General features: G+C 52.0%; 23 protein-coding genes. 14 read left to right on the forward strand and 9 right to left on the reverse strand.

What is annotated here, in order from left to right; translation table 11 throughout:
- Positions 1-31: 31 nt before the first annotated feature.
- From H6507_03040 to H6507_03060, 5 genes are read right to left on the reverse strand one after another with little or no spacing between them, the layout of a single operon-like run.
- Entirely contained in the window at positions 32-598 is a 567-nt protein-coding gene (locus H6507_03040; protein ID MCB9368074.1) for a hypothetical protein, read from the reverse strand.
- A 2-nt stretch (positions 599-600) separates the two neighbouring features.
- Positions 601-2,517 carry a methionine--tRNA ligase gene (metG, locus tag H6507_03045; GenBank protein MCB9368075.1) on the reverse strand — a complete coding sequence of 639 codons (1,917 nt, stop codon included), beginning with the start codon at positions 2,515-2,517 and terminating at the stop codon, positions 601-603.
- Between the two features lie 8 nt (positions 2,518-2,525).
- The gene (locus tag H6507_03050; protein ID MCB9368076.1) at positions 2,526-3,812 is read right to left on the reverse strand and encodes a hypothetical protein; all 1,287 of its coding nucleotides are present in this window, start codon (positions 3,810-3,812) and stop codon (positions 2,526-2,528) included.
- A 12-nt stretch (positions 3,813-3,824) separates the two neighbouring features.
- The gene (locus H6507_03055) at positions 3,825-4,994 is read right to left on the reverse strand and encodes a hypothetical protein (protein MCB9368077.1); all 1,170 of its coding nucleotides are present in this window, start codon (positions 4,992-4,994) and stop codon (positions 3,825-3,827) included.
- Complete coding sequence (locus tag H6507_03060; GenBank protein ID MCB9368078.1) at positions 4,970-6,028, reverse strand: peptidoglycan DD-metalloendopeptidase family protein; 1,059 nt, start codon at positions 6,026-6,028, stop codon at positions 4,970-4,972. The genes H6507_03055 and H6507_03060 overlap by 25 nt, the downstream gene beginning before the upstream one ends.
- A gap of 195 nt (positions 6,029-6,223) precedes the next feature.
- Between H6507_03060 and H6507_03065 the strand changes: the two genes are divergently transcribed.
- From H6507_03065 to H6507_03100, 8 genes are all read left to right on the forward strand, one after another.
- Complete coding sequence (locus tag H6507_03065; GenBank protein ID MCB9368079.1) at positions 6,224-8,167, forward strand: T9SS type A sorting domain-containing protein; 1,944 nt, start codon at positions 6,224-6,226, stop codon at positions 8,165-8,167.
- Complete coding sequence (locus H6507_03070; protein MCB9368080.1) at positions 8,167-8,640, forward strand: 23S rRNA (pseudouridine(1915)-N(3))-methyltransferase RlmH; 474 nt, start codon at positions 8,167-8,169, stop codon at positions 8,638-8,640. Before H6507_03065 ends, H6507_03070 begins: the two co-directional genes overlap by 1 nt.
- A 75-nt stretch (positions 8,641-8,715) precedes the next feature.
- Positions 8,716-9,789, forward strand: a complete 1,074-nt coding sequence (locus H6507_03075; GenBank protein ID MCB9368081.1) for an Mrp/NBP35 family ATP-binding protein — start codon at positions 8,716-8,718, stop codon at positions 9,787-9,789.
- Between the two features lies 1 nt (position 9,790).
- A complete protein-coding gene (locus tag H6507_03080; GenBank protein MCB9368082.1) occupies positions 9,791-10,090 on the forward strand; it encodes a DUF59 domain-containing protein in 300 nt (99 codons plus the stop codon).
- 114 nt (positions 10,091-10,204) lie between these two features.
- The gene (gene pyrR / locus H6507_03085) at positions 10,205-10,753 is read left to right on the forward strand and encodes a bifunctional pyr operon transcriptional regulator/uracil phosphoribosyltransferase PyrR (GenBank protein MCB9368083.1); all 549 of its coding nucleotides are present in this window, start codon (positions 10,205-10,207) and stop codon (positions 10,751-10,753) included.
- Positions 10,754-10,773: 20 nt separating this feature from the next.
- Positions 10,774-11,688: an aspartate carbamoyltransferase catalytic subunit gene (locus H6507_03090; protein MCB9368084.1), complete on the forward strand. Its 915-nt coding sequence runs from the start codon at positions 10,774-10,776 to the stop codon at positions 11,686-11,688.
- Between the two features lie 17 nt (positions 11,689-11,705).
- Positions 11,706-13,016, forward strand: coding sequence for a dihydroorotase (locus tag H6507_03095; protein MCB9368085.1), 1,311 nt, complete (start codon positions 11,706-11,708; stop codon positions 13,014-13,016).
- A gap of 69 nt (positions 13,017-13,085) precedes the next feature.
- The gene (locus tag H6507_03100; protein ID MCB9368086.1) at positions 13,086-14,027 is read left to right on the forward strand and encodes a bifunctional metallophosphatase/5'-nucleotidase; all 942 of its coding nucleotides are present in this window, start codon (positions 13,086-13,088) and stop codon (positions 14,025-14,027) included.
- An 80-nt stretch (positions 14,028-14,107) separates the two neighbouring features.
- On the opposite strand, the gene H6507_03105 is transcribed toward H6507_03100, so the two are convergent.
- From H6507_03105 to H6507_03120, 4 genes are read right to left on the reverse strand one after another with little or no spacing between them, the layout of a single operon-like run.
- On the reverse strand, positions 14,108-14,323 hold the full coding sequence (locus H6507_03105) for a hypothetical protein (GenBank protein ID MCB9368087.1): 216 nt from the start codon (positions 14,321-14,323) through the stop codon (positions 14,108-14,110).
- Between the two features lie 3 nt (positions 14,324-14,326).
- The gene (locus H6507_03110) at positions 14,327-15,376 is read right to left on the reverse strand and encodes a class I fructose-bisphosphate aldolase (protein MCB9368088.1); all 1,050 of its coding nucleotides are present in this window, start codon (positions 15,374-15,376) and stop codon (positions 14,327-14,329) included.
- A 42-nt stretch (positions 15,377-15,418) separates the two neighbouring features.
- On the reverse strand, positions 15,419-18,247 hold the full coding sequence (locus H6507_03115; protein ID MCB9368089.1) for a hypothetical protein: 2,829 nt from the start codon (positions 18,245-18,247) through the stop codon (positions 15,419-15,421).
- Positions 18,244-18,594, reverse strand: a complete 351-nt coding sequence (locus H6507_03120) for a (2Fe-2S) ferredoxin domain-containing protein (protein ID MCB9368090.1) — start codon at positions 18,592-18,594, stop codon at positions 18,244-18,246. Before H6507_03120 ends, H6507_03115 begins: the two co-directional genes overlap by 4 nt.
- Positions 18,595-18,772: 178 nt before the next feature.
- Between H6507_03120 and H6507_03125 the strand changes: the two genes are divergently transcribed.
- The 6 genes from H6507_03125 to dusB all read left to right on the forward strand — a co-directional run bounded on the left by H6507_03125 (position 18,773) and on the right by dusB (position 26,567).
- Positions 18,773-19,231, forward strand: coding sequence for a hypothetical protein (locus H6507_03125; GenBank protein ID MCB9368091.1), 459 nt, complete (start codon positions 18,773-18,775; stop codon positions 19,229-19,231).
- A 58-nt stretch (positions 19,232-19,289) separates the two neighbouring features.
- Positions 19,290-20,960, forward strand: coding sequence for a methylmalonyl-CoA mutase (locus H6507_03130; GenBank protein ID MCB9368092.1), 1,671 nt, complete (start codon positions 19,290-19,292; stop codon positions 20,958-20,960).
- A gap of 91 nt (positions 20,961-21,051) precedes the next feature.
- Positions 21,052-21,783, forward strand: a complete 732-nt coding sequence (locus H6507_03135; protein MCB9368093.1) for a hypothetical protein — start codon at positions 21,052-21,054, stop codon at positions 21,781-21,783.
- Positions 21,780-24,512, forward strand: coding sequence for a response regulator (locus H6507_03140; protein MCB9368094.1), 2,733 nt, complete (start codon positions 21,780-21,782; stop codon positions 24,510-24,512). The genes H6507_03135 and H6507_03140 overlap by 4 nt, the downstream gene beginning before the upstream one ends.
- 210 nt (positions 24,513-24,722) lie before the next feature.
- Positions 24,723-25,514: a class I SAM-dependent methyltransferase gene (locus H6507_03145; protein MCB9368095.1), complete on the forward strand. Its 792-nt coding sequence runs from the start codon at positions 24,723-24,725 to the stop codon at positions 25,512-25,514.
- 6 nt (positions 25,515-25,520) lie between these two features.
- Positions 25,521-26,567, forward strand: a complete 1,047-nt coding sequence (gene dusB / locus H6507_03150; protein MCB9368096.1) for a tRNA dihydrouridine synthase DusB — start codon at positions 25,521-25,523, stop codon at positions 26,565-26,567.
- Position 26,568 lies beyond the last annotated feature (1 nt).

Here is a 26,568-nt window from a genome sequence, read left to right on the forward strand (position 1 = left end):
CGCTATTGTTTTGTCTATGGCACGTGCTCAACTAATCTGCGCAGGCAATCACAACGAGTGGGTCGATTTCTATCCCAACCGACGACGCGATCTTGCTTAAACGCGACATCGCGGCAATATCCGAGATGGAGTTATGAAGGACTTGAGAGGGATGATTGTGAGCAAGCGTGATGCGGCGGGAACCGGTCAGAAACGCCGGTCTCAGCGCGGCATATGGCGAAAGCTCGACGGTATCTACAGTTCCGACAGCGAGCGTTTGAGCGTGCAGAATATTATTGTTGCTCCCCCAGTAAATGCCGCGCAGCTCTTCATGCGGGAGATGCTTTAGGTCTTCACACACTTGTTCGAGAGTCCATTCGGCATCGCGGGTTGCTTTGGTTGACTGTTCGCAAAGGGCTACAGCCGCCTCTAACTTGATTGCGGGTGCTCTACTTATGGACAAATGCGTGCGGATTTGATCGGATGTGCCAAGCGCACATAGTGCTTCCCAGCCGGCACGTTTCAAGAACAAGGCACATCTTTCCCGATCAAGATCGCTGACATCAACATTCAGAAAAAATCGAGAAAGCAGACTCTCGTACTCGTCGGAAGGCGGCATCATTAGCTGATTGGCGAGTTGGTCGGCGCTTCCGAGGATGGAGAAAGAACTTCGAGCTTGCCGTCCCATTTAACGGCCAAGAGCATTCCCTCGGAAATCTCCCCGCGCAATTTTGCAGGTTTGAGGTTTGCGACGATCACGATGTGTTTACCTACCATCTGCTCAGCGGAATAAAATTCGGCGATGCCCGCGACAATTTGCCGCCGTTGGTCCCCTACTTCGACTTGCAGCTTAAGCAGTTTGTCTGAACCGCTGATCTTCTCGGCCTCGAGCACCTTGGCCGTCCTCAAAGAGATCTTTTTGAAATCATCGAGCGTAATCGACTCTGAATCAACACTTGCCTGCACGGGAGCGGTCTTCTCTTCGGATTTGTCGCCGAGAAACTCCGCCAACGCTGCTTTCACCTCCTTTTCGTCCAACCGTGGGAACAAAGCGTCGCCTTTGCGAATCTTCGCGCCGGTACGCACTTGCCCCCATACTGCGTGTTTGCCAAGGCGATAATCTTGTACCGGCTCGCCAATTCTGGTTAGCAAATCGGTCATCTTTCCGGGCATAATCGGATACAACAGGATTGCAGAAACGCGCAAGGCTTCGAGGCAATTACGCAATACAGTTCCCGCACTATCCATGTCGGTCTTCACGAGTCCCCAAGGAGCAGAGGACTCAAAATAGCGGTTGGTCGCGCGCACAAGCTGCATCGTTTCTTCGATAAGGACGTGCCACTTCATTTCGCCGGTCCACTCTGCCGCGCTTCCTACAAGAGATAGCACGATTTGTTGGAGTTCCGGCGCGTCTTGTTTGGCCGTCGGAATTTTGCCGTCGAAATGATCATCAACTAACTTGGCAACACGCGAAAGCAAATTCCCGAGATCGTTGGCCAAATCGCTGTTCACACGTTTAAGCATGGCTTCAACCGAAAAGGAAGCATCCAGACCGACGACCATCTCACGCAGCACAAAAAAGCGCAGAGCATCCACGCCGAACACGTCGATCAAGGGTTCGACTGAAATGGGTTTCCCGGAAGACTTGGAGATTTTGGCGTCTCTGAAATTCCAGTATCCGTGCACGGTCAAGTGACGAAATACAGGCAATCCAGCCGCATGCAGCATAATCGGCCAATAGATACCGTGCGGCTTGACAATGTCCTTGCCGATCAAATGCTCGCAATTTTCCCAGAGGTGTTTCCAGTCTTCGCCGCGGCCGTAGTCAATTCCACTCAGATAATTTAGAAGCGCGTCGAACCAAACGTATGTTACATAGTCTCGGTCGAAAGGCAATTCAATTCCCCAAGAGAGCCTTTCTTTTGGACGTGAAATACAAAGGTCTTCGAGTGGTTCACGCAAGTAACCGAGCACTTCATTCTTGTACCGCTCGGGGCGAACAACATCAGGATGCGATTCCACAAAGTCGCGCCACCAATCCTGGTACTTGCTCATCCGAAAGAAGTAGTTTGATTCTTTCACCTTTTCGGGAACGGTTCCGTGATCGGGGCACTTGCCGTCCACAAGTTCTTTTTCAGTGCGGAAGCGCTCGCAGCCGGTACAATAGAGCCCTTCGTATTCACCGTAATACGTGTCACCCTTGTCGTGAAGTCTTTGCAGGACTTCCTGTACAATGGCGCGATGATCGGGGTCCGTTGTGCGAATAAAACGATTCGGCATAACGTAAAGCTGCGGCCAGAGCTTGCGAAAGCGGCTGCTGATGTCATCGACAAACTCTTGTGGGGACACTCCCTTCGCGGCAGCGGCCTTGGCAATCTTGTCGCCGTGTTCATCCGTGCCCGTAAGGAAGAAGGCATCTTCGCCCAGTAAACGACGATAGCGCGCCGAAGTATCTGCAAGTATTGTTGTGTACGCGGTACCGATATGCGGATCCGAGTTCACATAATATATGGGTGTGGTAACGTAATAGTGCTTCATCAATGTGCTCATTCTTCGTGGTCGGCATTCCCTCCGGTACCTTGTTCACTTCCACCTCCGCCACCGCGGCGGCGACGTCCGCCTCGCCTTCTCTTCTTGCGGGCAGGAGCCTGCTCACCGTCGTCGCCGTGAGCCGCCGCTGCATCTGCCGGAGCTTCGGAACTGGTTGGTTCAGGCTTGTGCTCATGCATGTGGTGCGTAGCCTTAGCAGAAGAGTCACTCGGCCGTTTCTTTTTGCGTTTGCGCTTTCTCTTTGCCGGAGATTCCATAGACACAGAGACGTCGGTTGAAACATCCATTGAGGGCTCTTCGTCCTCAAAATCAACTCTGAATCCACCTTCGCCGTGCAGCGTAATACGATCTCCGCGCCCAGTTTCTCCTTGGGGCGCAGCCTGCTCCGGTCGCCCGGTTGCAGCAGGTGCGTCCGCCGCAGGTTGACTCTTTTTGCCGCAAGTACATATGCACTCGTTCTTCGGCATTTGGGGCCGCCACGTGGTTAGGTCTACAAACTGTTCTTTCGAATAGCGGTCAATTGTGCCGTTGCTGTATCGAACTTGAATCTGTTCTCGGATGACGTCAAGTTTGTCGACTTCGCCCATTCCCTTGTCGTCGTCCTTGATCGGATGTCCGAGTTTGGGGCAATCGCGCTGAAACTCACGATAGATGTCCAGCTCGTACCGCAAACAGCATTTCAGCCGGCCGCAGACACCCGAAAGTTTCGAGGGATTTAGCGGCAAATACTGGTCGCGCGGCATCTGCGTCGTGATCGGCTTGAACTCTGTCAAGAACGTCGCGCAGCAAAGCGGGCGGCCGCAAACTCCGTAACCGGAGATCTTTTTTGTTTCGTCGCGTGCGCCGATCTGCCTGAGGTCGATGCGCGTTCTGAATTTGGTTGCAAGCTCCCGCACCAGATCACGGAAGTCAACACGGCCTTCAGCAGTGAAGTAAAATGTCAGCTTGCGTCCGTCCCACTGCATTTCGACGTCAACGAGTTTCATGTCGAGGCCATGCCGCTCAATTTCCTGCCGAGCCAGTGCCTTAGCTTCTCGCTCGCGCTCGCGGTTCATGCCCAGCTTCTCAACGTCTTGTGCTTTTGCTTTGCGAAGGACAGTCAATGCAATCTTGTCGCCGGGAGAATCCCCATCGCGAATGCCGACGAACGCGACTTTTCCCAAGTCTTGCCCGCGGTCCGTCGTTACAACTGCAAGGTCGCCCCGTTTGAACGGGTATTGCCAAGGATTCTCCGCATATTCCGTGCGGCGGCCCTTAAATTCTAATTCAAGTAGGTCATTCATAAATTGTGAACTTTAGGCTCTGGTCCGCGGCCCAAGTGCTCGATTGAGTTCGATGGCCATGGAGGTAAGCACTAAATTGGGGGTGTAGCCAAGCGATCGGGAATTTGCGGCTCTGTCCACAGCTTCGATCGCAAGTTTGAAATCCGCTTCCGGGTAAGCAGCGGTCATTTTTGAAATTCGGTCCCTCTGAGAAGGGAAGTGAACATCGGAATTTGGAATTCTTGCGGACGCCGCATCCGACAGAAACAACGTCATTAACTCAAAGAACGCGTTGTCCAAAAACGCGCTGTCTTCAAGCAGGCGACTCACTTGCTCCTGAACTTTGTCCGGAATAAGCATAGCCGACATCGCCAAGAACTCCACAGCGGCCTGCTCAAGATATTCTGGTTCCATTTCGGCAAACGCGATTGCTCGCCGCATGTTTCCGCCGGAAAGGGCACCTGCAAGTTCCGCTGCCCGTTCGGAAATTCCTGCATCGCGCAACGCGGATCGTATTTCGGCAGCGGAATAGGCAAGCAGTTTGACGGGTTGACAGCGGGAGCGAACCGTGGGTAGAACGGCCTGCAGGTTCGACGCGGTCAGCAGCAATACAGCGGAAGTCGGAGGCTCTTCCAGTAGCTTGAGAAGAGCGTTCTGCGCCTCGCGAAGCATTGTATCCGCATTCAAAATGACATAAACGGCGCGTTGTGCTTGAAATGGTCTGCGATAAGCTGCATGAAGAAGTTCCCGCGAATCTGCCACTCGGATCTTTGCGCCGGTTGCTGACTTACGCCGTGCCGATTTGCTTTCGCTGGAGGAAAACTCGGATAGATCAGTCGACGTATATGGATCAACCACGAGCCTTTCGCGCAATTTGCTCAACTCTTTGCCATATGTTTCGCTACCGGGAGTATCGGAGTCCTTTGGGGAGCCCGTCGGCGCAATGAGATGGAGATCAGGATGGTGCAAAGACTTGAGTGCCGCACATTGCGGACACGTTCCGCATGGGCCCGTTCCGGGCGCGTCACAGAGCAGCAACTTGGCAAACTCAATTGCAACGGCGCTCTTTCCGATACCTTCAGGGCCGCTGATCAGGTATGCATGCGCAGTCCGATTACCGGCGAGTGTCGCGGCCAGCCTCTTTCTCGCGTCGTTGTGACCAAGCCACTTGATAACGGTTACTTCTTTGCGGGTCCGAGCCATGTAAGAGGATCTTGTTTGTCTTTGCCGGCCCAAACTTCAAAGTGCAGGCCATAAGAGTTTTTCTCGGCGTCAAATCCGGTATAACCTACAATCGTCTGAGGATCGATCGAGTCGCCTTGTTGGACAAGGATTTCGGAAAGTCGGGCATACACGGTGTGGTGATCACCTTCATGCTGCACAATACATACGTTTCCAAATCCGCGCAGCCACGTTACGGTAGCTACCTTGCCCGCAGCAACGGCCCTCACGGGCACGCCTGAAGCGCTTTCGAGATCGATACCCGGGTTCTCAGTCACGGTTTCGAGTTTTCTGTGGCGTTTCTTTCCAAAGCGTGACGTGACGTTTCCGCTTATTGGCCACGGAAGCAAACCCTTCTGAGATGCGAAGGTAGTCGTTCCGGCAAGTTGATTAATATTCGTTTCGACTATAGACTCGACCTTGCGAATGGATGCTTCCTTCTGGCGCAGCTGTTCCTTGACATATTTGGAGGATGCGTCAATGGCACGCTGTTCCCGCAAAAGGGCGTCTCGTTCCACGTTGGCCAATTCGCGCTTGGTCTCGAGTTCGGCTTTCCGAACGGCCAACTCCGCCAGAATGGTCTCGACCTGACTATGGCGATCATTTAGGGCGCCGGTTTCATCGATGCTCCGGTCTTCGAGGTCTTGAATATCCCGCAGACCGCGCGCCGTCTCAATGGCCCTGCGTTTGGCCGAATCCCGCAGACGGTTTATTGCGGAACGCCTTTCCATAAAATCCGCGAGACTTGCGCTCCCCAACAGAATTTCCAACATTGCCCAGCGGTTTAACCGCAAATCCGACATGACAGATCTTGCCAGCACATGCAGAAGGGGTTGCCGTTCTGCTTCAAGAATCCGATATTGACTATCGAGTCTCGCTGCCACTTCAGTTTGACGGATTAAGGCTATTTCAAGGCCCCTGAGGCTGTCATTCAGCGTCTTTTGTTGGCTGGTTAGCTCACGTGTGTCGCGGTCCAAAGCCGACAGAACACGCGCAATGCTGTCCATTTTCGCCAAGATACTGCCTGCCGAGTCAAGGTTAGCTGCACGTGCAACACCTGACAAACCCATTGAAAAAGCGAAAGATATTATAAAACAGTATCTTAGCAATGACTTATTGACAGAATTTACGCAAACTGTATGATAACAGTAAATTCGCGAACTCGCAACCAACCTAACCTACAAACCTCACTCTTTCCAAGGAGGCAGTCCATGCGTGCTCTTTTGATTCTCCTTCTGCCCGCATTGGTCCACGCGCAGTTTCTGTCGAGGATAGAGAAACCCGACTATTTGGTCTGCCCGCATGCCCAATCCCAAGAGCGTTGGTTGAACACCTCTTTGGATGCGGAGAGCTTGCATACCTATGACCAACTCGAACTGATTCTAAACGTCAGCGTTCAAGACGGTGACTCGCCAATGGTGGCGACGGCGACTATCAAACTTGTAGCGCGAGACGATCTGGCTGAGATTCCCTTCAATGCAGAAGGATTGGAAATTTCGGACGTCAGAGTGAATACGTTGAGCGTCGGTTATTCCCACGCTGCGGACACGCTGCGCGTCTTGCGGGCAGTAGCTCAATCGGAAACGGTTGACGTCGCAGTGGACTATTCTGTTCAGCCAAAACTCGACTGGAACGATACGGGATTTCAAACAGGATGGCAGCATTGCTATACGTTTAGCGAACCCTTCGGAGCGCGACAGTGGTATCCTTGTTGGGACCAGCCCTCGGACAAATTCAGTCGGATCGAGACATTTGTTCATATGCCTGAAGGCTGGTCCGCCGCAGCAAACGGAACTCGCTTCCTGCAGAGCACTGACGGTCCGGGCCGGGTCTATGAAGGGTACATAACTGACGCGCCAACTTCAACCTATTTGGTCATGTTTGCGGCAGGAAATTTCTCCACACATATTTTCGACGATGGGCCGGTCCAGTACCGCTACTATGCGTGGCCTCGATCAGACTCGGCACAAGCTGAATACGACTGGGAACGGACACCGCAAATGGTTGAGCTCTATTCCGGACTGTTCGGCGACTATCCGTTCTGGGACTATGGAATGGTGATGACAGACATATTTGGCGGGTGGGGTGCGATGGAGCATCAAACCTTTACCACCTACGGATTTCACTTAGTTGATAGCACGCGAAATTTTGAACCCATAGTGGCGCATGAGCTTGGCCATCAGTGGTTCGGTGATCACTTGAGCCCAGTCGATTTTCGGAACATGTGGCTCAATGAGGGATTTGCGACCTATTGCGGCGTACTCTGGTTAGAACATCTGGGCGGAGACTCTGCGCTGAATTCTGAAATGCACGGACAAGCCGAACTCTGTATCTCCGAAGAGCTCGACAATCCTCCGAGTTACTCCGTATATGATCCGCCAATGGAACGGATTTTCGGTGTGAACGTATACTTCAAGGGGGCGTGGGTTCTGCACATGTTGCGCGAGCAGTTGCTGGGGGACTCGCTCTTTTTCGAAGTCCTCCGCGACTATGTTGCGACATTTGGCGGCGGCAATGTGGATACCGAAGACTTAATCAACGTCATTAATGACCACTACTCCGGGCCAAATGTTCATTGGTTCTTCGACCAATGGGTCTATGGTATGGGACTGCCAGTCATAATGGTGGACCTTCAACCTGATCCCGGTGAAGCAGTTCTGAGAGTTTCGGTCAGCCAACTCCAGACGACGTCGGGATACTTCAGTTTTCCGTTGGTTGTCGAGCAGGGAGCCGGACAAGACATGACAACTGATACGGTTTGGGTGGAAGCAGAACCGAGTTCAGAGCGTTTGTTGGCATTACATTCTCTGCAGGCAAGACTTGCAGAAAATCAAATTGCGTTGTTCGAAGAAATACCCAATGCAATTGAATCCCCGGGTGAACTTCCCACTGTTTTCACGCTTGGAAACGCCTATCCAAACCCCTTTAATCCAAGCGTCACGATACCCTTTACGCTGGGCAAAACTGCGCAAGTCACGGTTGATCTTTTTGACATTACCGGCCGTCGAGTCGCGACTATTCTGGATCGAAAGATGGTCGCAGGCAATCACTCGATAAACTACCAAGCTCCGAGCACGCTTGCAGCGGGAGTCTATCTTTTGCGCGCGGAGAGTAGCGGCCATTTTCAAACTCAGAAACTCCTGCTCTTGAAATAGTGAAACTCCAAGTTGTAACCGTCGGAAAACTGAGGGAAGCATACTTTAAGGCCGCATGCGATGAGTATGCCGGCCGAATTCGCCACTTCCTGTCCTTTGACGAATGTGAAGTTCCTTCCGCAACGAGTGACAGCGGCAATGGCACAGGCAAAGGCGCGCTGCAGACAGAAGCCGACTCCATTCTGAAACAGGTTCAGCAAGGATCAAAACTCGTCGCGCTCGACATCAAAGGCAAGCAAATGTCGTCGGAACAACTCTCGCAGTTTCTGCAAGACGAAATGCTGGCCAGCACGAATCGTTTGTCATTTGTCATCGGCGGCGCGTGGGGTTTGTCGCCGACGTTGCTTGAATCCGCAGCCTTACGGCTGAGTTTCTCGCCGATGACCTTTCCGCATGAACTTGCGCGGGTGATGCTTTACGAACAACTGTATCGCGCCTTGAGCCTCTGGAAAGGGCTTCCTTATCACAAATAAAACAACAATTTGTGAATTTCTCTTGCTTCATGCGCCGGGAATTTGTAGCTTATTGAATCCAGAAGAATTAGAACCATCGTGCCTACACAAGAACAAGTATTAGAGACCCTCAAAAAGGTCAAATTTCCGGGGCTAACTCGAGACATCGTCTCATTCGGACTGATTAAGGAAGTAAAGGTCGACGGCAACGTCGTGCAGGTACATGTGACCGTTGCTGCCCGCGATCCGGAGACCCCAGGGAAGATCGAAGAAGACGTTGCGACAGCAGTCCGCTCTATGCCCGGCGTCAAAGAGGCACAAGTCCACATGAAATGGACCCAGCCTGCGTCAGCTCCGCAGCAACCACATTCTCGCCCAGCTCCTGACGGCCCTGTGCTTGAACAGGTAAAAGTGAAGATTGCGGTCGCCTCGGGCAAAGGTGGAGTGGGGAAGAGCACGGTTGCCGCCGGTATTGCCCTAATGCTAAGAGAAATGGGGCTTACGGTCGGATTAGCGGATTTTGACATCTACGGTCCGTCCGTCCCGACTTTGTTTGGGATAAATGAAAAGCCGCGTGTCATGGACAACATGATTCTTCCGTTGGAAAGTCATGGAATCAAGCTGATGTCGATGGGATTTCTGGTCGAGCCCGAGACTCCGATGATATGGCGGGGTCCGATGGTACATCAGGCCGCGGATCAGTTCCTGCGCGACGTTGCTTGGGGCGAACTGGACATACTGGTTGTTGACCTGCCGCCCGGAACAGGTGACGCACAAATGACGCTTAGCCAGCGCATTCAGCTTGATGGCGCGGTGATAGTCTCTACGCCCCAAGACCTTGCGTTAATAGACGCTCGCAAAGGTGTCGCGATGTTTCAGAAGTTGAATGTTCCCATCCTCGGTATCGTTGAAAACATGGCGTCCTTTAAATGCCCCCATTGCGGCGGAGAATCGCACATCTTCGGACACGGCGGGGCAGCGGAAGAGGCGCAGAAGCTCGATTGTCCGCTGCTTGGCGAATTGCCGCTTGTCCCACAACTTGTTGCCGCTGCGGATGCCGGAGTACCGATGATGGCAATTGAGACAACCCCAGAATTGAACAAAGCCTTTAGGAACATGGCAGAGTCAGTGGCCGTCCAAGTAGGTTTGTTCGAGTCCACGAGGAGATAGGATGATTACGGAAGAACAAGTATTCGATTCACTCGCAACTGTCTACGATCCTGAACTCCACATGCCGATCACGGACTTGGGCTTGGTTTATTCCGTCCAGATTGACGGTCAGAAAGTTTCCACCAAGATCACGTTGACGTCGATGGGCTGTCCCTTAGCTGGGACGATTGTCGAACTCGCTCGCGACGCAATATTTCGCGTGGACGGCGTAGAAGAAGCCGACGTCGAGATTGTCTGGGATCCGCCGTGGACAGTGGACATGATGAGCGACGAAGCTCGTATGCGCTTGGGCATGTTCTGATTTCTACTTCACAGCCATATTTATTCCTTTAATTCGGCACCGCGAGGCCATGAAGGATTCTGCCCTCGGAATCCATCGACTCGCGATGGATTTTTCCTTCCCAACAAAGACTCCATGAATACCAAGATCAAAGCAAAACTCGTCGACGCGGCGGGTTTTTCGCGCACGATTACGCGAATTGCGCACGAGATAATCGAGCGCAATCGAGGGACAGAGCATCTCGGGATAGTCGGCATGCAAACTCGCGGCGTGTATATCGCCAAGCGGGTCGCCGCCAAGATCCAGGAGATTGAAAACATCGACGTACCGGTCGGTGTGCTGGACGCAACCCTTTACCGCGACGACTACCGGACGTCACTGCGTCAACCGTCCGTGCAGCAAACGGAGATTCCATTCGATCTTTATGACATTAATGTGGTGTTGGTCGACGACGTTCTCTATACTGGCCGCACTGTCCGGGCTGCACTCGAAGCCATTATGGATCAAGGGAGGCCGAAGCGCGTGCAGCTCGCCGTAATGGTGGACCGCGGGCATCGCGAACTTCCCATTAAGCCGGATTTCATTGGCAAGAATGTGCCGACCAGCATGAACGAGGAAGTACAGGTTCACATGGCTGAGGTGGACGATGAGGATGCAATCTATCTCGTGGAGGTGGAGAAGTGAGTCTGTTGTCACAAAAGCATATGCTGGGACTTGCGGACTATAGCGCAGAAGAAATCCAGACAATTCTCGACACGTCATTACAAATGCGGGATATTCTGAACCGTCCCGTGAAGAAAGTCCCGACTCTGCGCGGCGTAACGGTGGTGAACTTGTTTCTCGAGAATTCGACCAGGACGCGAACCAGCTTTGAGTTGGCGGAGAAGCGGCTTTCTGCCGATACGCTGAATTTCTCTGCTTCCGGAAGCGCGCTTTCCAAAGGCGAAACCATATTGGATACTGCGCTGAATATTGAAGCGATGAAAGTTGATGTCGTGGTCATGCGCCACAAGTCGCCGGGCAGCCCGCACTTTCTTGCGCGGCACTTGGAATCGATTATCATTAACGCGGGGGACGGCCGTCACGAACATCCGACTCAGGCCCTGTTGGACATGCTGACGCTGCGGGATAAATACGGCTCGCTGCAAGGGCTGCGTGTGGCTCTCGTGGGAGATATTCTGCATTCGAGAGTCGCGATGTCCAATATTATTGGTTTGAAGAAAATGGGAGCGCAAGTCATTATCTGCGGTCCGGCTACCCTGATTCCACGGGGCATTGAAAGGATGGGGCTGGAGATTACGAATTCGCTGGATGAGGCGATTCAAAGCGCCGATGCTCTGAATATTCTCCGCATACAATTGGAGCGGCAAGCTGCGGGACTTTTCCCGTCACTCCGCGAGTATCACAAATACTTCGGCGTTACGCGCGCCCGGCTGGACAAGGCAAAGGCGCCGTTGACAATCTTGCATCCCGGGCCGATGAATCGCGGCGTGGAAATTACGTCGGACGTCGCGGACAGCGAGCATTCAGTTATTTTGCAGCAAGTAACAAACGGCGTTGCCGTGCGTATGGCTGTCCTTTATTTGCTCGCCGGCGGTCGTGCCGAACCTCAATCTTAATCTCCATTCAGCCTAACATGACAAGTAAATATTCAAGATTTGACAAACCCGCAAGAGCTGAAAATCTCTATTTGCAGGGTGCGCGCGTAGTTGATCCGCGCAACGGTCTCGACAAGACTATGAACCTGCATATCAAGGACGGAGTGCTCCAAGCGGAAAGTGCGACTGCTCCGGACGGTGCGGACGTCGTCGATTTGCGCGGCCACTGGATAACGCCGGGTTGGTTCGACTTGCACGTGCATCTCCGCGAACCGGGAAAAGAAGTTGCCGAAACGATTGCAACAGGCTGCATGGCCGCCATGAACGGTGGATTTACCGGCATTGCCTGTATGCCGAACACGAACCCCGCTCTGGACGATGCGGCGATTGTGAGCTGGGTGTGTGCACAAGCTAAACCGTTCCCGGTGGACGTCCACGTGATTGCCGCAGTGACGCGCGGTCGTGAAGGCAAAGAACTGGTCGAGATGAGTGAAATCGTCGAAGCAGGTGTGCGCGCCTTTAGTGACGACGGTGGCCCGGTCAAGAGCACCGCGGTTCTCATGAACGCGGTGCAGTATGCGAATATGCTTGGTGCAAAGGTCTTCGAGCACGCTGAGGATATCTATCTTGCCCAAGGTGGATCGATGAACGACGGCGAATGGTCAACACGGCTGGGAATCAGCGGCATTCCTACTATTGCCGAAGCCATCGACATTGCGCGCTGCATACTCGTAGCCGAGTATACGGGCGGAGCTATTCATATTTGCCACGTTTCGGCAAAGGAATCGGTAGAGTTGATCCGCGAGGCCAAGCGCAAAGGACTTCGCGTCACCGGCGAAGTGTGTCCTCACCATCTGCTGCTCACGGACGAACTTTGCCGGACCTTTGACACAAATTTCAAGATGAATCCTCCTCTTCGAAGTGAAGCGGACAGAAGAGCTTGCTGGGAGGCTTTCCTTGACGGCACTTTGGAAGTCTACTGCACAGACCATGCGCCGCACTCGTGGGAAGACAAGACTCAGGAATTCGACGTTGCGCCGTTCGGAATCGTCGGACTCGAGACCGCGCTGCCGCTCGCGCTTACGCATTTCTTAAGGCAAGGGATGACACTTGAGACTCTGCTTGAGCGATCTGTTTATGCGCCGCGCGAGATTCTTTCACAGCCGATTCCTCGTATTGCCGCTGGTGAAGCTGCCAATTTAACTATCATTGACCCCTCACACACTTGGAAGGTCGATTCCGAGCAGTTTAAGTCGCTCTCGAGGAATACGCCATTTGGCGGTTGGGAAATGACCGGACGAGCGAGAGGAACCGTACATCGCGGCATGGCGCTAATTCAAACATTTTAGCGGCAGGCGTTCAGCGAATGCGGGTATTAGACTAAGTAAAGCGGACTACTTCAATTCACAGGAGTATAAATGCGACAAGCGGTTATTGCGCTCATGATGATTGCGGCGATTCTCTTTGCCGGATGTTCTTCAAAGGTCGCGGACGGCACGATCATTACTGTGCTCTATTCATCTGAAGCTCGTGGGAAACTTGAAGGCTGCGGATGTAAGAAGAATGGCGGCGGCATCACTAAGCGCAGCGCCAAAATTGAACAGGCACGCGGCGCGGATGACAAAGTAATCTATTGCGACGCGGGCAATTTTTTGACAGGAACGCCTGAAGTCGACAATTCGGACGGTTTGATTTCGGTTGCCGCCTACAATCACATGGGGGCCACTGTAGTCAATGTGTCAGAGCGGGAACTGGCCAGAGGAATGGATGCCTTTGAGGCTGCCAAAAAAGCCGCGCAGTTCAGGTTTGTGTCAGCTAATGTCCGTTCAAACGGACGACTTGTAGCGGATCAATACATCATCAAGACGGTGAAAAACGTGCGAATCGGATTTGTCGGCCTGTGCGGTTCCGAGCAGGTTATGAGAATAGATTCCACGAAATTGCCGTCAGGTGTTACGATTGACGATCCGTTGACGACCGCGCGGAAAGTGATTCCGGATCTTATGGACAAGGTGGACCTGCTTTTCATTTTGTCAACATGCGGAGATCAAGCCGACAGTGCAATAGCCGAGGAGTTTCACAGCGTAAACGCAATCATTGGTGGTCGCAGCTATCGCGCGAACGAAGACTCGCCGTGGTTAATTAACGACACGCGAGTGGTTCGGGCCCAGCGCGACGGCCGCGCGCTCGGCAGGCTTGATTTTGTTTTCGGGAAAGAAGGATTGGTTGACAAGGTCGAGGCCAAACGTATCGACTTGGAAACCACGGATCCTACGGATGACGAAATGTTGTCGTTGATCAGAGAGAAGATTCCGGGATTTGTTGATAATCCGCAGGACGGAGTACGAATCAAAGGCTAATCGGACTCTGCAGTAATAAACTGAAAAGCGGCGGTTCATCTGAACCGCCGCTTTCTTGTTGAAGGAATTACAGACTTGTGCTATGATAGTCCGAGTTCATTCATGATCGCGTTCCACTCTTGCTCGGACAGCATCTTCGAGTGTTCAGTCAGGAGATCGGGAATTCCGTCCTGAAAACCATAGGCAAGTCTCGTTGCCTTGTCAGTTGAAACAAGCAAGTCGCCGTGTGCAACCAGCTTCATCTTGGTAACCGGGCACACCAAGATGTCCAACAATTCGGGATCGATATTCGGCATGACTTAGGCGACCGTGATGCTTTTGTCCAAATAAACGTCTTGAATCGCGTTAAGCAATTCAACGCCGGTTTCAAACGGTTTTTGGAATGCCTTACGTCCGCTGATCAATCCCATTCCACCTGCACGCTTGTTGATCACGGCGGTCTTGACGGCATCGGCCAGGTCATTCTTACCGGAAGCTCCACCCGAGTTGATCAATCCGCAGCGACCCATATAACAATTCACAACTTGCCAACGCGTGTAGTCAATCGGATGGTCCTTAACCAATTCTCCATAGACACGCTTGTTTGTCTTGCCGAAATTCACGGCATTGTATCCGCCGTTGTTTTCGGCCATCTTCTGCTTTATGATGTCAGCTTCCAAAGTGACGCCGATGTGGTTGGCCTGTCCGGTCAAGTCTGCGGACAGATGATAGTCCACGTCCTTTTTGAAGGCGTTGTTTCTGAGATAACACCACAGGACTGTAAACATGCCCAGCCGGTGCGCCTCTTCGAACATTACACGCACTTCTTGAATTTGGCGGGAGCTTTCTTCAGATCCGAAGTAGATGGTTGCTCCTACGCCTGCCGCACCCAGATCGTAGGCTTGCTCCACAGTGCCGAACTCGATTTGGTCGAATCGGTTGGGATACGAGATGAACTCGTTATGGTTCAACTTAACGATAAACGGAATCTTGTGCGCGTACTTTCTGCTCATTGAGCCAAGCACGCCAAGTGTGGAGGCGACGCCGTTGCATCCGCCTTCGATCGCCAGCTTGACAATATACTCAGGGTCGAAGAATATCGGATTAGGCGCAAAGGATGCCGCACCGCTGTGCTCAATTCCTTGATCGACAGGGAATAATGAAAGATACCCGGTACCCGCCAGTCTGCCGGTATTGAACATTCTTTGCAGACCATTAATTACCGCCATCGGACGGTCTGTTTGCGTCCAAACACGGTCCAGAAAATCCGGGCCGGGCAGATGCAGTTGATTCTTGGAGATTCCTTCCGACTTATAGGTCAGCAAGGGTTGAGCTTCGGCACCAAGAAGCTCTTCAATCCGCGTGGCCATATTATGCCTTTCTTATACCTAAGGTGAAATTGTGTGCTTTTCTTATTCAACTCGCGAGGCGCAAGTCAAAACGATCACGTAGACTTTGAATTCTGATCCTGGATTCAAGTCCTGCCACTGTGCTGGGCCGGAGACGAGATCCAATGTCGCTTCAAGTCTGAAAAGGTTGTCCAATCCATTGTCTGGATTACCATCGTTTCCCGGATAGTCCGAGCTGTAGATATCGTAGGTTCCTGAATAAACAGCAGTCCACTTTAGCGTGGAAATTGTTCCATTGGACCAAATAGAGAGATCTGTAGGTGAAGTGCATCGTTCAGGCGACAATCTACACGGAGGCGGATACATTTCGATTGGATGTACCCAATCCGCATCTGTGAAATTTGTCATAGCGATTCGACCGCCTGAGCTATCTTCAATCGCGGCGATGCCGTATCCCTGCAAACCATTACTGTCAGGAGAACACCAAGAGACCGGTGCGAGGCCGGGGCCCGGACGAGGTCCCGCGTAGGACGGGTTCAAGTCCTCGTAGCATTGAACGAAATCCTCTGGCGATCCTTGGTGTACCACGAGTAAATGATTGGAGAACTGTGCGTAGTCAGCACCGGCACTCGACAACGCTTGGTTCGGACTTTGATGCGGCAACGCATGCGGACCTTGGATGACGACCGGATTGAGCGGATCGTTCATGTCTATCTCGTAGGCACGCGACAGTCCCGTATTGGACGAGTCACGTATCATAACCCACAAGTGGTTATGCGTCGGATCAAACGCGGCGCCGGACCAGCGCATAATCGGCAGTCCGGGCAGCGACGTCCACGATTGAACCACTCCGCCTCCGCTCGATAGTCTGTATAGTCTCCCCGTTCCCGAGAAGTAGTCGATCGTCGTTCCGCACCAGAACTCGCCTCCGTTGCGCGGATCGAACGCGAGCATGCGTGATGGGCTATTTTCAATGGACTGCCAATTCAAAGGCGGAAGTGAGTCGCATGTCGCCGCTTCGTACCGCAAAATAGTCTGAGTTGTTCCCGTTCCAGGATAATAGCTTTGGAAAAAGATGTTTCCTTGCCCGTCACCTTCACCGTCCAAATAGCGGTTACCGATTCCCGTCGTTCCCCGCACGTCGTCGACGCAAGTCTCGTGGTTGCAGTCGGCTATACACTCGAACAACAGGTCAAACACAATTCCAGTCGTGTCAAAGCTCTCTGCAACGACAAAGTATTCTCCGTTAATCAGCCCCGCCGCCGAGAGCGAGTCTACGCCGTACAAAACACAGTTGCGCGGATCACAGGTTTCAAGCAAGAAAAGCGCAACATGGTGGGCCGTATCCGTCGCGGCATGGATGCTCAAATTACCCTGATTGGGAACTTGCATTCGATAGACGAGTTCGCCGCCAACGAAGTCAAGATCGCTGCAGCAATAGCGATCCGTTCCGCCGATGCCCGAAAAGATCTCCTGGCCTTGCACCAAGATTCCGTCTTCCGAACATGCAACGAATTGCGCACTACCACAATCTAACGAGTGAACGACAGGCGAACATGCGACTGGCGAAAGCTCCGAACAGCTTTTGCATTGCGCGGACAGACGAATGTCCGCCCACGCAACATCGTCCGTTCTTTCGGTAACCAACCGTCCGGCGTTGCCGGTCCACTGTTCGCAAGGTTGCGGTGGAAAAGGATCGACCGACGCCGCGGAATATAGGAAACTTGGAAGACTCGCTCCGCCTGTGACCGAATCAATCACCACACCGAGCCAGAAAGGCTCGCTTAGACAGCAAGCGCTCTCTGCGAGAGGCACGCTTACGTCAAGCACAGTTTGAAACTGCGTCCCTCGCTCCACATTTGCTTCAATAGTACAAAGTGGATGAGACGGAGGGCAGCACACGGATTCGAATCCAGCGCAAGCAAACAGGACGCGAAAGTAAGCGCGGTCAGTGGCATTTCCGAGAGTCTCAAAATAAAGCCTTAGGGAGAGATCCGCCGGCTGCAATGGAAGGTCTTCTAAGGCAGGTTCAATCCACTGGTAGACGGTATTTGAGAACGGGTCAAAGTAGACTTGCGGTTCTGAAAATCTCGCAAAAGTACAACTGTCCGGGCAAGGCGGGATTTCCAACGAGTCGCCGAGATCGCATGTCCAGCCAATCGTCGCCATGGGTGCGCCGTGGTCCGGTCCCCAAAACTCATTCCACTCCGAAAGTGTGTCGGACCTAAGCCATACCTTGCAATCTTCCGCAACAAAGGGAGAGGATTCCTCTGACACCAGATTAGCAGTGCTTCCGACTCGAGTTCCCAGCGAAGCCACAGCCAGAAACGCGCCGCTCGAATCGGTGAGCAGTCCGTCAAATGCCAAATTGACGACCGTGATTTCCGGAGCACCGTCCTCTGGATCATCCGAAAAGACATAGGATACAAACCGATGTCCGCGCGACAAACCAAATCCGTTGCAAGGATCGGCACCCACCGCGCAAAAAACGTCTATTCTGAAGTCAATCGTGTCAGCAAGGCTCCCATCGGGCCGCAGGACAACAAAGTCGACGGATTCAATACGGATTGGTTCCGACTCGACGCACTGAAAACAGTCCTCGCTTTTTGACCAAAAGTACGCGACGTTCCCACTGTCGAGTGGGAAAAGACTGGGGATCTGCGGCGGTTCGAGTGGTGCGAATTCTCGGAAACAAAGCACCTCGTCGAGAGTCTGACGGTCTCCCTGTAAAACGTCAGCGGGTTCGCTTTCAACGTCAGCGATAACTGTACGGACATCAGAGACCTTCACGGTCAGCGGTGGAGACTCCGTGTTCGCGGGGATGCTCTTGCGGAGTTCCGTGGCCTGCGCGAGTGTTGCATACAGCAGCACTATGAAGACGGCGCGAATCAAGATTCGGAACTCCCCTCAGACTTTTCTGCATGAAACTTTAGATCCAAGAGTCTACGAACCGGTTCACCGTCCACGAGGTGCCGCTCGAATATGTCATCCAGATCTGTTATCTTCACCTGCGAGTACCAAATGCCTTCCGGATAGACCACGATAGCCGGACCGCGTGCGCAGTTGGAAAGACATCCGGAACTGTTGATGCGAACTTGGCCCGCCAGCCCCGCACTTTTGACTTTTTCTCGCAAAATCGGTACGAATTCCTGCGAGCCTTTTGACGCGCAACATCCCTTGGGGTCATCGGGATCTCGCCGATTTTCACATACGAAAACGTGGTATTTGAATCTTGACATATTGCCTATTGGTTTGACCACAAAAGATACAACAACTTGGCTCAAATTCAAATGATGATTGCGATTTTTTTCGAGACTGCCGGGAACACACCGGGTCATTATTACGTTAGAATTTAAGCAGTTATGGACATGTAGCCCTCGATGAACGTGATTTACAATTAAGCGGAGCAACTCCAAAATGAAGAAATCTACCATTACCTTAATCGCCTTAATGTTGCTGACCACATCCTCAGCACTTGCTAAGGACCGCAACCAGTTCGGGATTGGGCCCTTTGTCGGCGAGCCAACGGGCCTAAATGCACAGTTCTTTTGGGACAAGTCGTCTGCCGTGGATGTCGGGACAGCCTGGTCGTGGGACAAGTGGCTATTGGTCTCGGCAGATTTTCAAATGTATGATTTTTTTATGGATATGCCAAGAGAGTGGAAATGGTACTACGGCGGAGGCGTATTCATGAACTTGGCCAATGATGACCATGATGACAACACTTTTGGCGTGCGAGTCCCGCTCGGTATGAAGTATCATTTCCCTTACTCGATCGTAGATGCGTGGGCCGAAGTTGCGCCCGGGGTTGAACTTGCACCAAAGACCAAGTTTTCATTCCAAGGTGGAATTGGGTTAACGTTTTGGCTCTGGTAGATTGCCCAAGGGCTGATTTTTCCGTACATTCTGGTCTTGAATCACAGAAGGAAAACGTATGACACCGCTGGAAAAACTGCTGGCTGCACGCCGTCGCTGGGAAACTGAGTACGAAACCAAAGGCAAAATCCCCTCGGGGACCCGGTTCGTGACTACTTCAAGCATGGAGGTTCCCCCTTTGTCATGGACGGAGGATCCGTCTCAGGCCGAAACCTACATGGAAAAGCTCGGATTCCCCGGCCAATATCCCTTTACCCGTGGAGTTCATTCGTCGATGTATCGGGGCAAGTGGTGGACGATGCGGCAGTTCAGCGGGTTTGCGACTCCTGAAGAGACGAATAAGCGCTACCGCTACATTCTCGAACAAGGTGGTGACGGACTCTCTGTGGCCTTTGACCTGCCAACTCTAATGGGCCGCGATCCAGACTCTGAGTGGTCACTTGGTGAAGTCGGGAAGTGCGGAGTATCGGTGGCATCTTTGGAAGATGCGGAGATTCTTTTCAAGGATATTCCCTTGGGGAAGATCACGACCTCAATGACGATCAATTCTCCGGCGGCGATCATCTGGGCATTCTATATTGCCGCAGCGGAGAACCAAGGCTGGAAGCGTTCAGATTTAGGTGGAACTTTGCAAAATGACATCCTTAAGGAATACATCGCCCAAAAGGAGTTCATCTATCCTCCGAAACCTTCGCTGAAGCTGGTCGTGGACACGATTGAATTTGCGACCAAAGAAATGCCGAGATTCAATCCTGTTTCGATATCAGGCTATCATATTCGCGAGGCGGGATCCACGGCAATTCAGGAATTGGCCTTTACGTTGGCCGATGGATTTGCCTATGTCGAAGCGGCAATTGAACGCGGACTCGATGTTGACGAATTCGCCCCCAGACTTTCTCATTTTTTCAACTCGCACCTTGATTTCTTTGAAGAGATCGGCAAATTTCGCGCCGCTCGAAGAATTTGGGCAAAGCGGATGAAAGAAAAGTATGGGGCAAAAAATGAGCGGTCACTTTTGTGTCGTTTCCATACTCAAACAGCGGGTTGCAGTCTTCAAGCACAGCAGCCGGAAGTTAACCTGATTCGTACGGCAACTGAAGCCTTGGCGGCGGTCTTGGGTGGAACTCAGAGCCTGCACACAAATTCCATGGATGAAACACTGGCTCTGCCCAGCGAAAAAGCGGTCACATTGGCGATGCGTACTCAACAGGTTCTGAAGCACGAGGTCGTGGCCGGTGCTCCGATTGACCCGTTGGGCGGAAGCTACTTTGTTGAATGGATGACTGACAAGATGGAGGCAGGCGCAAACGACTACTTTGACCGCATTGAAGCTATGGGCGGAGTCGTGCCAGCGATTGAGAACGGTTTCTTCCAACGCGAATTAGCACGTGCAGCTCAAGTGTACCAATCGGAGTTCGATCGCGGCGAGCGGGTGCTCGTTGGTGTGAATCGCTACGTCCAAAAGGACGAGGAAATTGAAATTCCACTTTTGGACATTGCTGAAGAAGATTGCCGTCGCCAGCAAGTAGACAAATTAAGTGCGCTAAAAAGGAGACGTGACGGACGGGCTGCGCAAGAGTGTTTAGATAATATCAAGCTCGCGGCAGAAAAAGACGAAAACTTGATGCCGCATTTGATCGCTGGCGCCCACGCCTACTGTACTCTCGGGGAAATGGTTGACGTCCTAAAAGAGGTCTATTCAGAGTACGAAGAACCTGTGACGTTCTGAGAAATCTAACTACGGATTTATCAACGGACTGGCTTGTGCCAGTCCGTTTTTTTGTGCTGGAATTGAAATTGCAACTGTTACCGCTACAGAAATGAACACTCAAATGCAGAACTACATACGAAACTTTATAGTACTTGCCTTAATTCTTTCCGGGTGCACAATGTCCGGCAAGTCCGTGCTGCGTATTGCGATCTCAAACTCACCGGGTTCTTCAATCATGTACGTTGCGCAAGAAAAGAAGCTCTTCCGGCAGTACGAAGTAGACATCGAACTTGTGGAACTAAATACCGGCTGCGAGTGCATGCAGGCGCTGTCTGAGTCTAATGTAGATGCTGCTATTATTCCCTTTTCAGAGTATTCTTCACTTCCAAACACGGGAATGGGAGTGCTGCTTTTGGTCGCTGTCTCCAACAACGAAGAACAAACCCATCTTCACAGCCATTTAAAGAACGACTGGCAGACAGGTCATGCAGATATTCTTGTCGGTGACAGATCAGAGCTGATGACCCGTAGGCTGGATTGGCAGCGGGTACTTCTTGCGTACGAGCACGCTCGTATGTTACTGCAAGGCGAACCGGATGAACATAGTCGCATTACCGCTGAAAGAGAGCACCGTAGTATTGAAGCAGTGTCGAACGATCTTATGCATTGGAAAGTGTTTGGAATTACCCAGCAGGATTCCCTTCTGGGCGTGGGTGGTCCCTTTGCAAGCATGAATGCACAATGGCAGGGCAGGCAATTTCTCACAGCCGCTGCAACTTTGCGACTTGAAGACACTGTTCCCCAAAAACTTCATTCTGGCCAAACTAACAAAGCCAAATGAAATCCTCTCTCCGCACTTTCTACGAGAACTCCTTGGGGGCAAAAGTCGGTTTGCCCATCTTTCTTATCGGTGCGATGCTTGCCACTTTTGGAGCACTTGGTGTCAATAAGCTCTTCGAGCGACAACTTACACAGCAACTTGAAACCCGTTCAAACCTTCTGTATTTCTCGTTACGAGCGGCAACTCGTTCGACATCAAATGCCGACATGCCGAGCTTCACGAACCTAATGGCTGCGGAGCGTGATGTCGAGCGAATACTAATCGTATCACAAGACAGTCTAATCGACGCGTCAAATAAGAACGCTTTGATTGGACAGAAACTGTCGGCGGTTTCAGGTGCACTGGATCTTCCTTTCCGGATAGACACTCTCAAAGTAGGCGCACGCACGGGCGTACGACTGAAGATCAAGGACAAGTACGTTTTGATTCGCAAGTTTGAGGGGGAACACTCAGATGGGATCGCATCCGGAACGGCGATTATCGTGCTCAATACCCTCGAGGCCAGAAAGAGAATCACAGAAGACACGGCCCGACTTTTATTGTTTCTTCTTGGAGCTTTTGCCGTTCTGATAATAGCTGCTTATTCCCTTGGAACAAAACATATATTAAAACCTCTGCTTGCGATTCGGCAAGCAATGAACCAACGTGCGGCCGGAAATCAGACCGTAATCGCCGTCGTCAAGTCATCTGACGAAATTGGCGAGTTGTCAGGTGCGCTGAACTACATGTTGCGGGCGCTGGAAGAAAGCGAAAGCAGAAGCCGCACAATCATCGAAGCCGCACCAATCGCGATATGTGTCGTGGATGAGTGGTCGGGAGAACTACTTTACAGCAACCGGAACTTTCAAGAGTACTTCGGAATCAACGTTACGGACTACGGATTTACGACTGTTTGGGACTTTCTGTCGGATGACGAAGAACGTATGTTTCTTGAACGTGCAGTACGTACTATACATTCAATTGAAAATAGGGAGATCCAAGTTCGCCGCAGGGGAATGCTAAACCAGTGGTGCAGTCTGACGACGCGCGAAATTCTTTGGCAAGCGCATCCGGCGGTGCTTTGTGGATTCGTCGATATCACAAAAAGGAGAGAGCAGGAAGAGCAGATAACAAGTTCGAACAAGGAACTCGAAGAGATCAACGGACAACTTGAAGAAGCCATCGTGCGAGCCAATAATCTTGCAATGGAGGCGGAAACGGCCAACACCGCAAAGAGTAGTTTCTTGGCAAACATGTCGCACGAAATCCGCACGCCAATGAACGGCATAGTCGGTTTTACACGCTTGCTGATGGAACAGTCCTTGACCAAAGAACAGCAAGAGTACGCACGGGCTGTGCAGGAATGCGCGGACTCCCTCTTGACGCTGATCAATGACATACTCGATTTGTCAAAGATCGAGGCAAAACAAATGACGCTTGAACGTGTCGAATTCGATCCGCGAGAGCTTGTCGAAAGTGTCGTAATGCTGTTTTCGCTTCAGGCGTCGTCCAAAGGGCTCGAAATCGGTTACGTGGTAGAGTCATCGGTACCAAAACGAATTGTCAGCGATCCCACCCGCATAAGACAAATTCTTTCCAACCTGCTTGGCAATGCGCTGAAGTTTACCTCTGAAGGTTACATTTTCGTAAAGATGGCAGCCGAGAAGTTGGCTTCCAATACGTTCAAGATTCGTTGTGAAGTGACAGACACGGGAATCGGAATCCCTGAAGATCGACAAACAAAGATTTTTGAGAATTTCACACAGGCCGATTCCTCAACGTCCCGAAAATACGGAGGAACTGGACTCGGACTTTCGATCTCAAGAAGTTTGGCCCAGCTCTTGGAGGGAGGTCTTGAGGTCTATAGCAAAGTGGACATCGGCAGTACGTTCACATTTACAGGTCTCGTAACAGGCATAGAAGCAAAGAATGACGCCGAAGTTAAGTCCGGGCCTCTCAATTGGGTATTGCTTGAGCCGCGTGAGTTGTTTGCCGATGCGATGATTCAGTTGGTTGGAAGCTCACCCCAAATCGCATCTGATTGGAAACATGCGTTTGAACTGCTGCGGGAGTCAAAAGGATCGTTTACGCTGTTCGTTGGAAACGGTGTCCCTTGTGACGATATCATCTGTCTCAGCGACGCCATTTCCCGCCACCCGGAAACAATGCACTCGCATATCGTCGTGGCAACGGACTACGAAAAGCGAAAACGGCTTCAGGCGCGTACTGTCCCGGTTGTTGGGCGACTGGTTGAGGTCCCCGGACGCATGGAAGCAATTAGGTCTGAGTTGCTTCGGTCTTCAGCAATCAGGAGTGCACAGGGCGGACCTACGAAGCAGCCTTTGGGCGCGCCAAAACTAAGCCTAAAGCTGCTTGTAGCTGAAGACAATCCAGTCAATCAAAAACTTGCGCAAAAGGTGCTTGAGAGGCTTGGTTGTTTGGTGAAGATCGCCGAGAATGGGGAGGAAGCAGTGACGGCCCACCTGCAAGAAGAGTTTGACGCAATTCTTATGGATGTGCAGATGCCCGTACTTGATGGCTTGGAAGCCACGCGCAAGATTAGAGAGCAAAGTGTTCGGCCGAATATTCCAATCATCGCTTTGACCGCGAATGCTCTGTCTTCCGATCAAACCGAATGCATGGAAGCGGGAATGAACGCCTACATTGCAAAACCTTTTAAGCCCGAGCAAATCGTTACGGCTCTTGAAGCATATGGCTTTCGCGCCTCTGAAGTCCCCAATGAGACATAGTGAAGCCCGCAAACTTCGACAGGCAACGCGCGCCAGACATTCGCCGCAGGTCAAGTAACGAAATCTTAAGCTAAGTATTATCAAATGCTAAAATGCCCCGAGTAAGTTCGGGGCATTTTTGTATGCTGTTGCATTCCGAAGCGGAAAACCCTATATTCACTAAATTTCTGTGTTTAGCGGCGAAGGCAATTGCTGAAAAGAGACATATTCATGAGTAAGAAGTCATTTAAGCGTGTTTCCAAGAGCTGGGATGAATTTTGGGCTGAGTTCTGGAGAATAAGGTTGGTGGGAAGTGACGATGCCGCAGACTTTAAGAGCCAGCAAGTCGTCGATTTCTGCTGGGACGTACTTGGAATGAAGCGCGGCCAGACAGTTTTGGATTTAGGCTGCGGTGGCGGGTACCAAGCCCGCTATTTTTCGGAGAGTGGGGCCAAGGTCCATGGCATAGACATTACACCGGTTCTCATCAAACATGCCAAGAAGCACCTCAAGAACCACAATCTTGAAGCGACTTTTGAAGTCGGGGACATGCGAACTTTCACTGTCCCGAAGCCGTTTGACCATGTCGTGGTGCTGGGAATGAGTTTTGGCTTTGGGACTGATGAAGAAAACGCCGAGACAATTCATAGAATATTTGCCGCTCTAAAACCGGGTGGACGACTATTGCTCACGGGACAGCATCCCTACGGCTTGTCCAACCATCTTGGGCCTGAATGGCTTGAGTGTGACGAAGGACTTTTGCTTCACCGGGCCGAGTTTGATGAAGAGTCATGTCGCTTAGGTGGATCGTGGGAACTTGCCTGTCCGGATGGAACGATCATAATGGAAGGCGAAAACCCGGAACAGAACGGCGTTCGTTGCTACACGGTGCCGGAAATACGCGATCTCTTGATCTCAGCGGGTTTTAAGGACATCGAAGCACATGGCGCATGGTACTTGCCGGCACAGCCGCTGCAGTGGTTCTCGATGGAACTGATAATATCAGCGACCAAGCCGAAGTAGGTGGACGTGGACGAAAACAAATCGCTTGTAACGCAACTCGGTCCAATTACGCTTGACCGTCCTGTCGTCCTGGCACCGCTTGCCGGTTGGACAGATACGGCCATGCGGCGCATATCGCGCAGGTATGGTGCCGGATTGGTTTTTTCTGAGATGCTTTCTGGCGAAGGTGTTCGTAGAAAAAATGAAAAAACCCGCAAGATGGCGGGTTTTCATAAAGAAGAGCGACCGTATTTCATTCAGTATTTCGCGACATCGCCTGATCAAGCGGCCGATGCCGCGAAACTGCTGAGAGATCTTGACCCCGACGGACTTGATTTGAATTTCGGCTGTCCAGTCAAGAAGATTATCTTGAATCAGGGAGGCGCGGCCCTCTTGAAAGACGTCGGGTTGCTCGCACGAATCGTCGAAGCGGCTGCCAAGGCAGTCGATATCCCTGTTTCAGTCAAGATACGTTCCGGTTGGGACCATCGTTCACTTAACGCCGTTGAAGTTGCTCAGGCTGTCGAAGGTGCAGGCGCAGCATGGATCACCGTGCATGCTCGGACTCGCAGCGAGTTCTTCCAGGGACGTGCGCACTGGGAGTGGATTGGGGAGGTCAAGGACGCGGTTGGTATTCCCGTAGTCGGGAACGGCGACGTGCGGAATGCGGAAGACGTAAGGACACTTCTAAGCACCACAAAATGTGACGCTGTGATGATTGGTCGGGGAGCAATGGGGTACCCGTTTATTTTTCGGGAGGTTGACCACTTTCTGAAAACCGGAGAGGAACACCCAGCTCCGACACCGCACGAACGTCACGAGGCGGCCGAGCAGCACTTGATGATGCTTGTGGAATTTTTCGGTGATCCGGTCCGTGCCACGCTGGAGTTTCGCAAGCACTTGATCATGTACGTAAAAGGTCTGCATTCCTGTTCGCGGTTTAAAAGTCGAGCGATGCAGCTGCTTGATCCACATGAAGTAATTGCGGAAATGAACGAATTTTTCGCCGGGCTTCCGGATCAGCCAATTCCGAGACCTACCGACGTACTTGAAAGTGCACCAGTCTGGACGTAAG

Source organism: Calditrichota bacterium (assembly GCA_020637445.1).
Classification (GTDB): Bacteria; Electryoneota; RPQS01; order RPQS01; family RPQS01; genus JABWCQ01.

What these genes read in the sequence shown, in the direction of transcription:
- H6507_03120 (MCB9368090.1), bottom strand. Translation starts at nt 18,594, where the DNA reads ATGTCAAGATTCAAATACCACGTTTTCGTATGTGAAAATCGGCGAGAT.
- H6507_03095 (MCB9368085.1), top strand. Translation starts at nt 11,706, where the DNA reads ATGACAAGTAAATATTCAAGATTTGACAAACCCGCAAGAGCTGAAAAT.
- metG (MCB9368075.1), bottom strand. Translation starts at nt 2,517, where the DNA reads ATGAAGCACTATTACGTTACCACACCCATATATTATGTGAACTCGGAT.
- H6507_03065 (MCB9368079.1), top strand. Translation starts at nt 6,224, where the DNA reads ATGCGTGCTCTTTTGATTCTCCTTCTGCCCGCATTGGTCCACGCGCAG.
- pyrR (MCB9368083.1), top strand. Translation starts at nt 10,205, where the DNA reads ATGAATACCAAGATCAAAGCAAAACTCGTCGACGCGGCGGGTTTTTCG.
- H6507_03110 (MCB9368088.1), bottom strand. Translation starts at nt 15,376, where the DNA reads ATGGCCACGCGGATTGAAGAGCTTCTTGGTGCCGAAGCTCAACCCTTG.
- H6507_03125 (MCB9368091.1), top strand. Translation starts at nt 18,773, where the DNA reads ATGAAGAAATCTACCATTACCTTAATCGCCTTAATGTTGCTGACCACA.
- H6507_03140 (MCB9368094.1), top strand. Translation starts at nt 21,780, where the DNA reads ATGAAATCCTCTCTCCGCACTTTCTACGAGAACTCCTTGGGGGCAAAA.
- H6507_03050 (MCB9368076.1), bottom strand. Translation starts at nt 3,812, where the DNA reads ATGAATGACCTACTTGAATTAGAATTTAAGGGCCGCCGCACGGAATAT.
- H6507_03100 (MCB9368086.1), top strand. Translation starts at nt 13,086, where the DNA reads ATGCGACAAGCGGTTATTGCGCTCATGATGATTGCGGCGATTCTCTTT.
- H6507_03055 (MCB9368077.1), bottom strand. Translation starts at nt 4,994, where the DNA reads ATGGCTCGGACCCGCAAAGAAGTAACCGTTATCAAGTGGCTTGGTCAC.
- H6507_03105 (MCB9368087.1), bottom strand. Translation starts at nt 14,323, where the DNA reads ATGCCGAATATCGATCCCGAATTGTTGGACATCTTGGTGTGCCCGGTT.
- H6507_03135 (MCB9368093.1), top strand. Translation starts at nt 21,052, where the DNA reads ATGAACACTCAAATGCAGAACTACATACGAAACTTTATAGTACTTGCC.
- H6507_03090 (MCB9368084.1), top strand. Translation starts at nt 10,774, where the DNA reads ATGCTGGGACTTGCGGACTATAGCGCAGAAGAAATCCAGACAATTCTC.
- H6507_03130 (MCB9368092.1), top strand. Translation starts at nt 19,290, where the DNA reads ATGACACCGCTGGAAAAACTGCTGGCTGCACGCCGTCGCTGGGAAACT.
- H6507_03080 (MCB9368082.1), top strand. Translation starts at nt 9,791, where the DNA reads ATGATTACGGAAGAACAAGTATTCGATTCACTCGCAACTGTCTACGAT.
- H6507_03040 (MCB9368074.1), bottom strand. Translation starts at nt 598, where the DNA reads ATGCCGCCTTCCGACGAGTACGAGAGTCTGCTTTCTCGATTTTTTCTG.
- H6507_03145 (MCB9368095.1), top strand. Translation starts at nt 24,723, where the DNA reads ATGAGTAAGAAGTCATTTAAGCGTGTTTCCAAGAGCTGGGATGAATTT.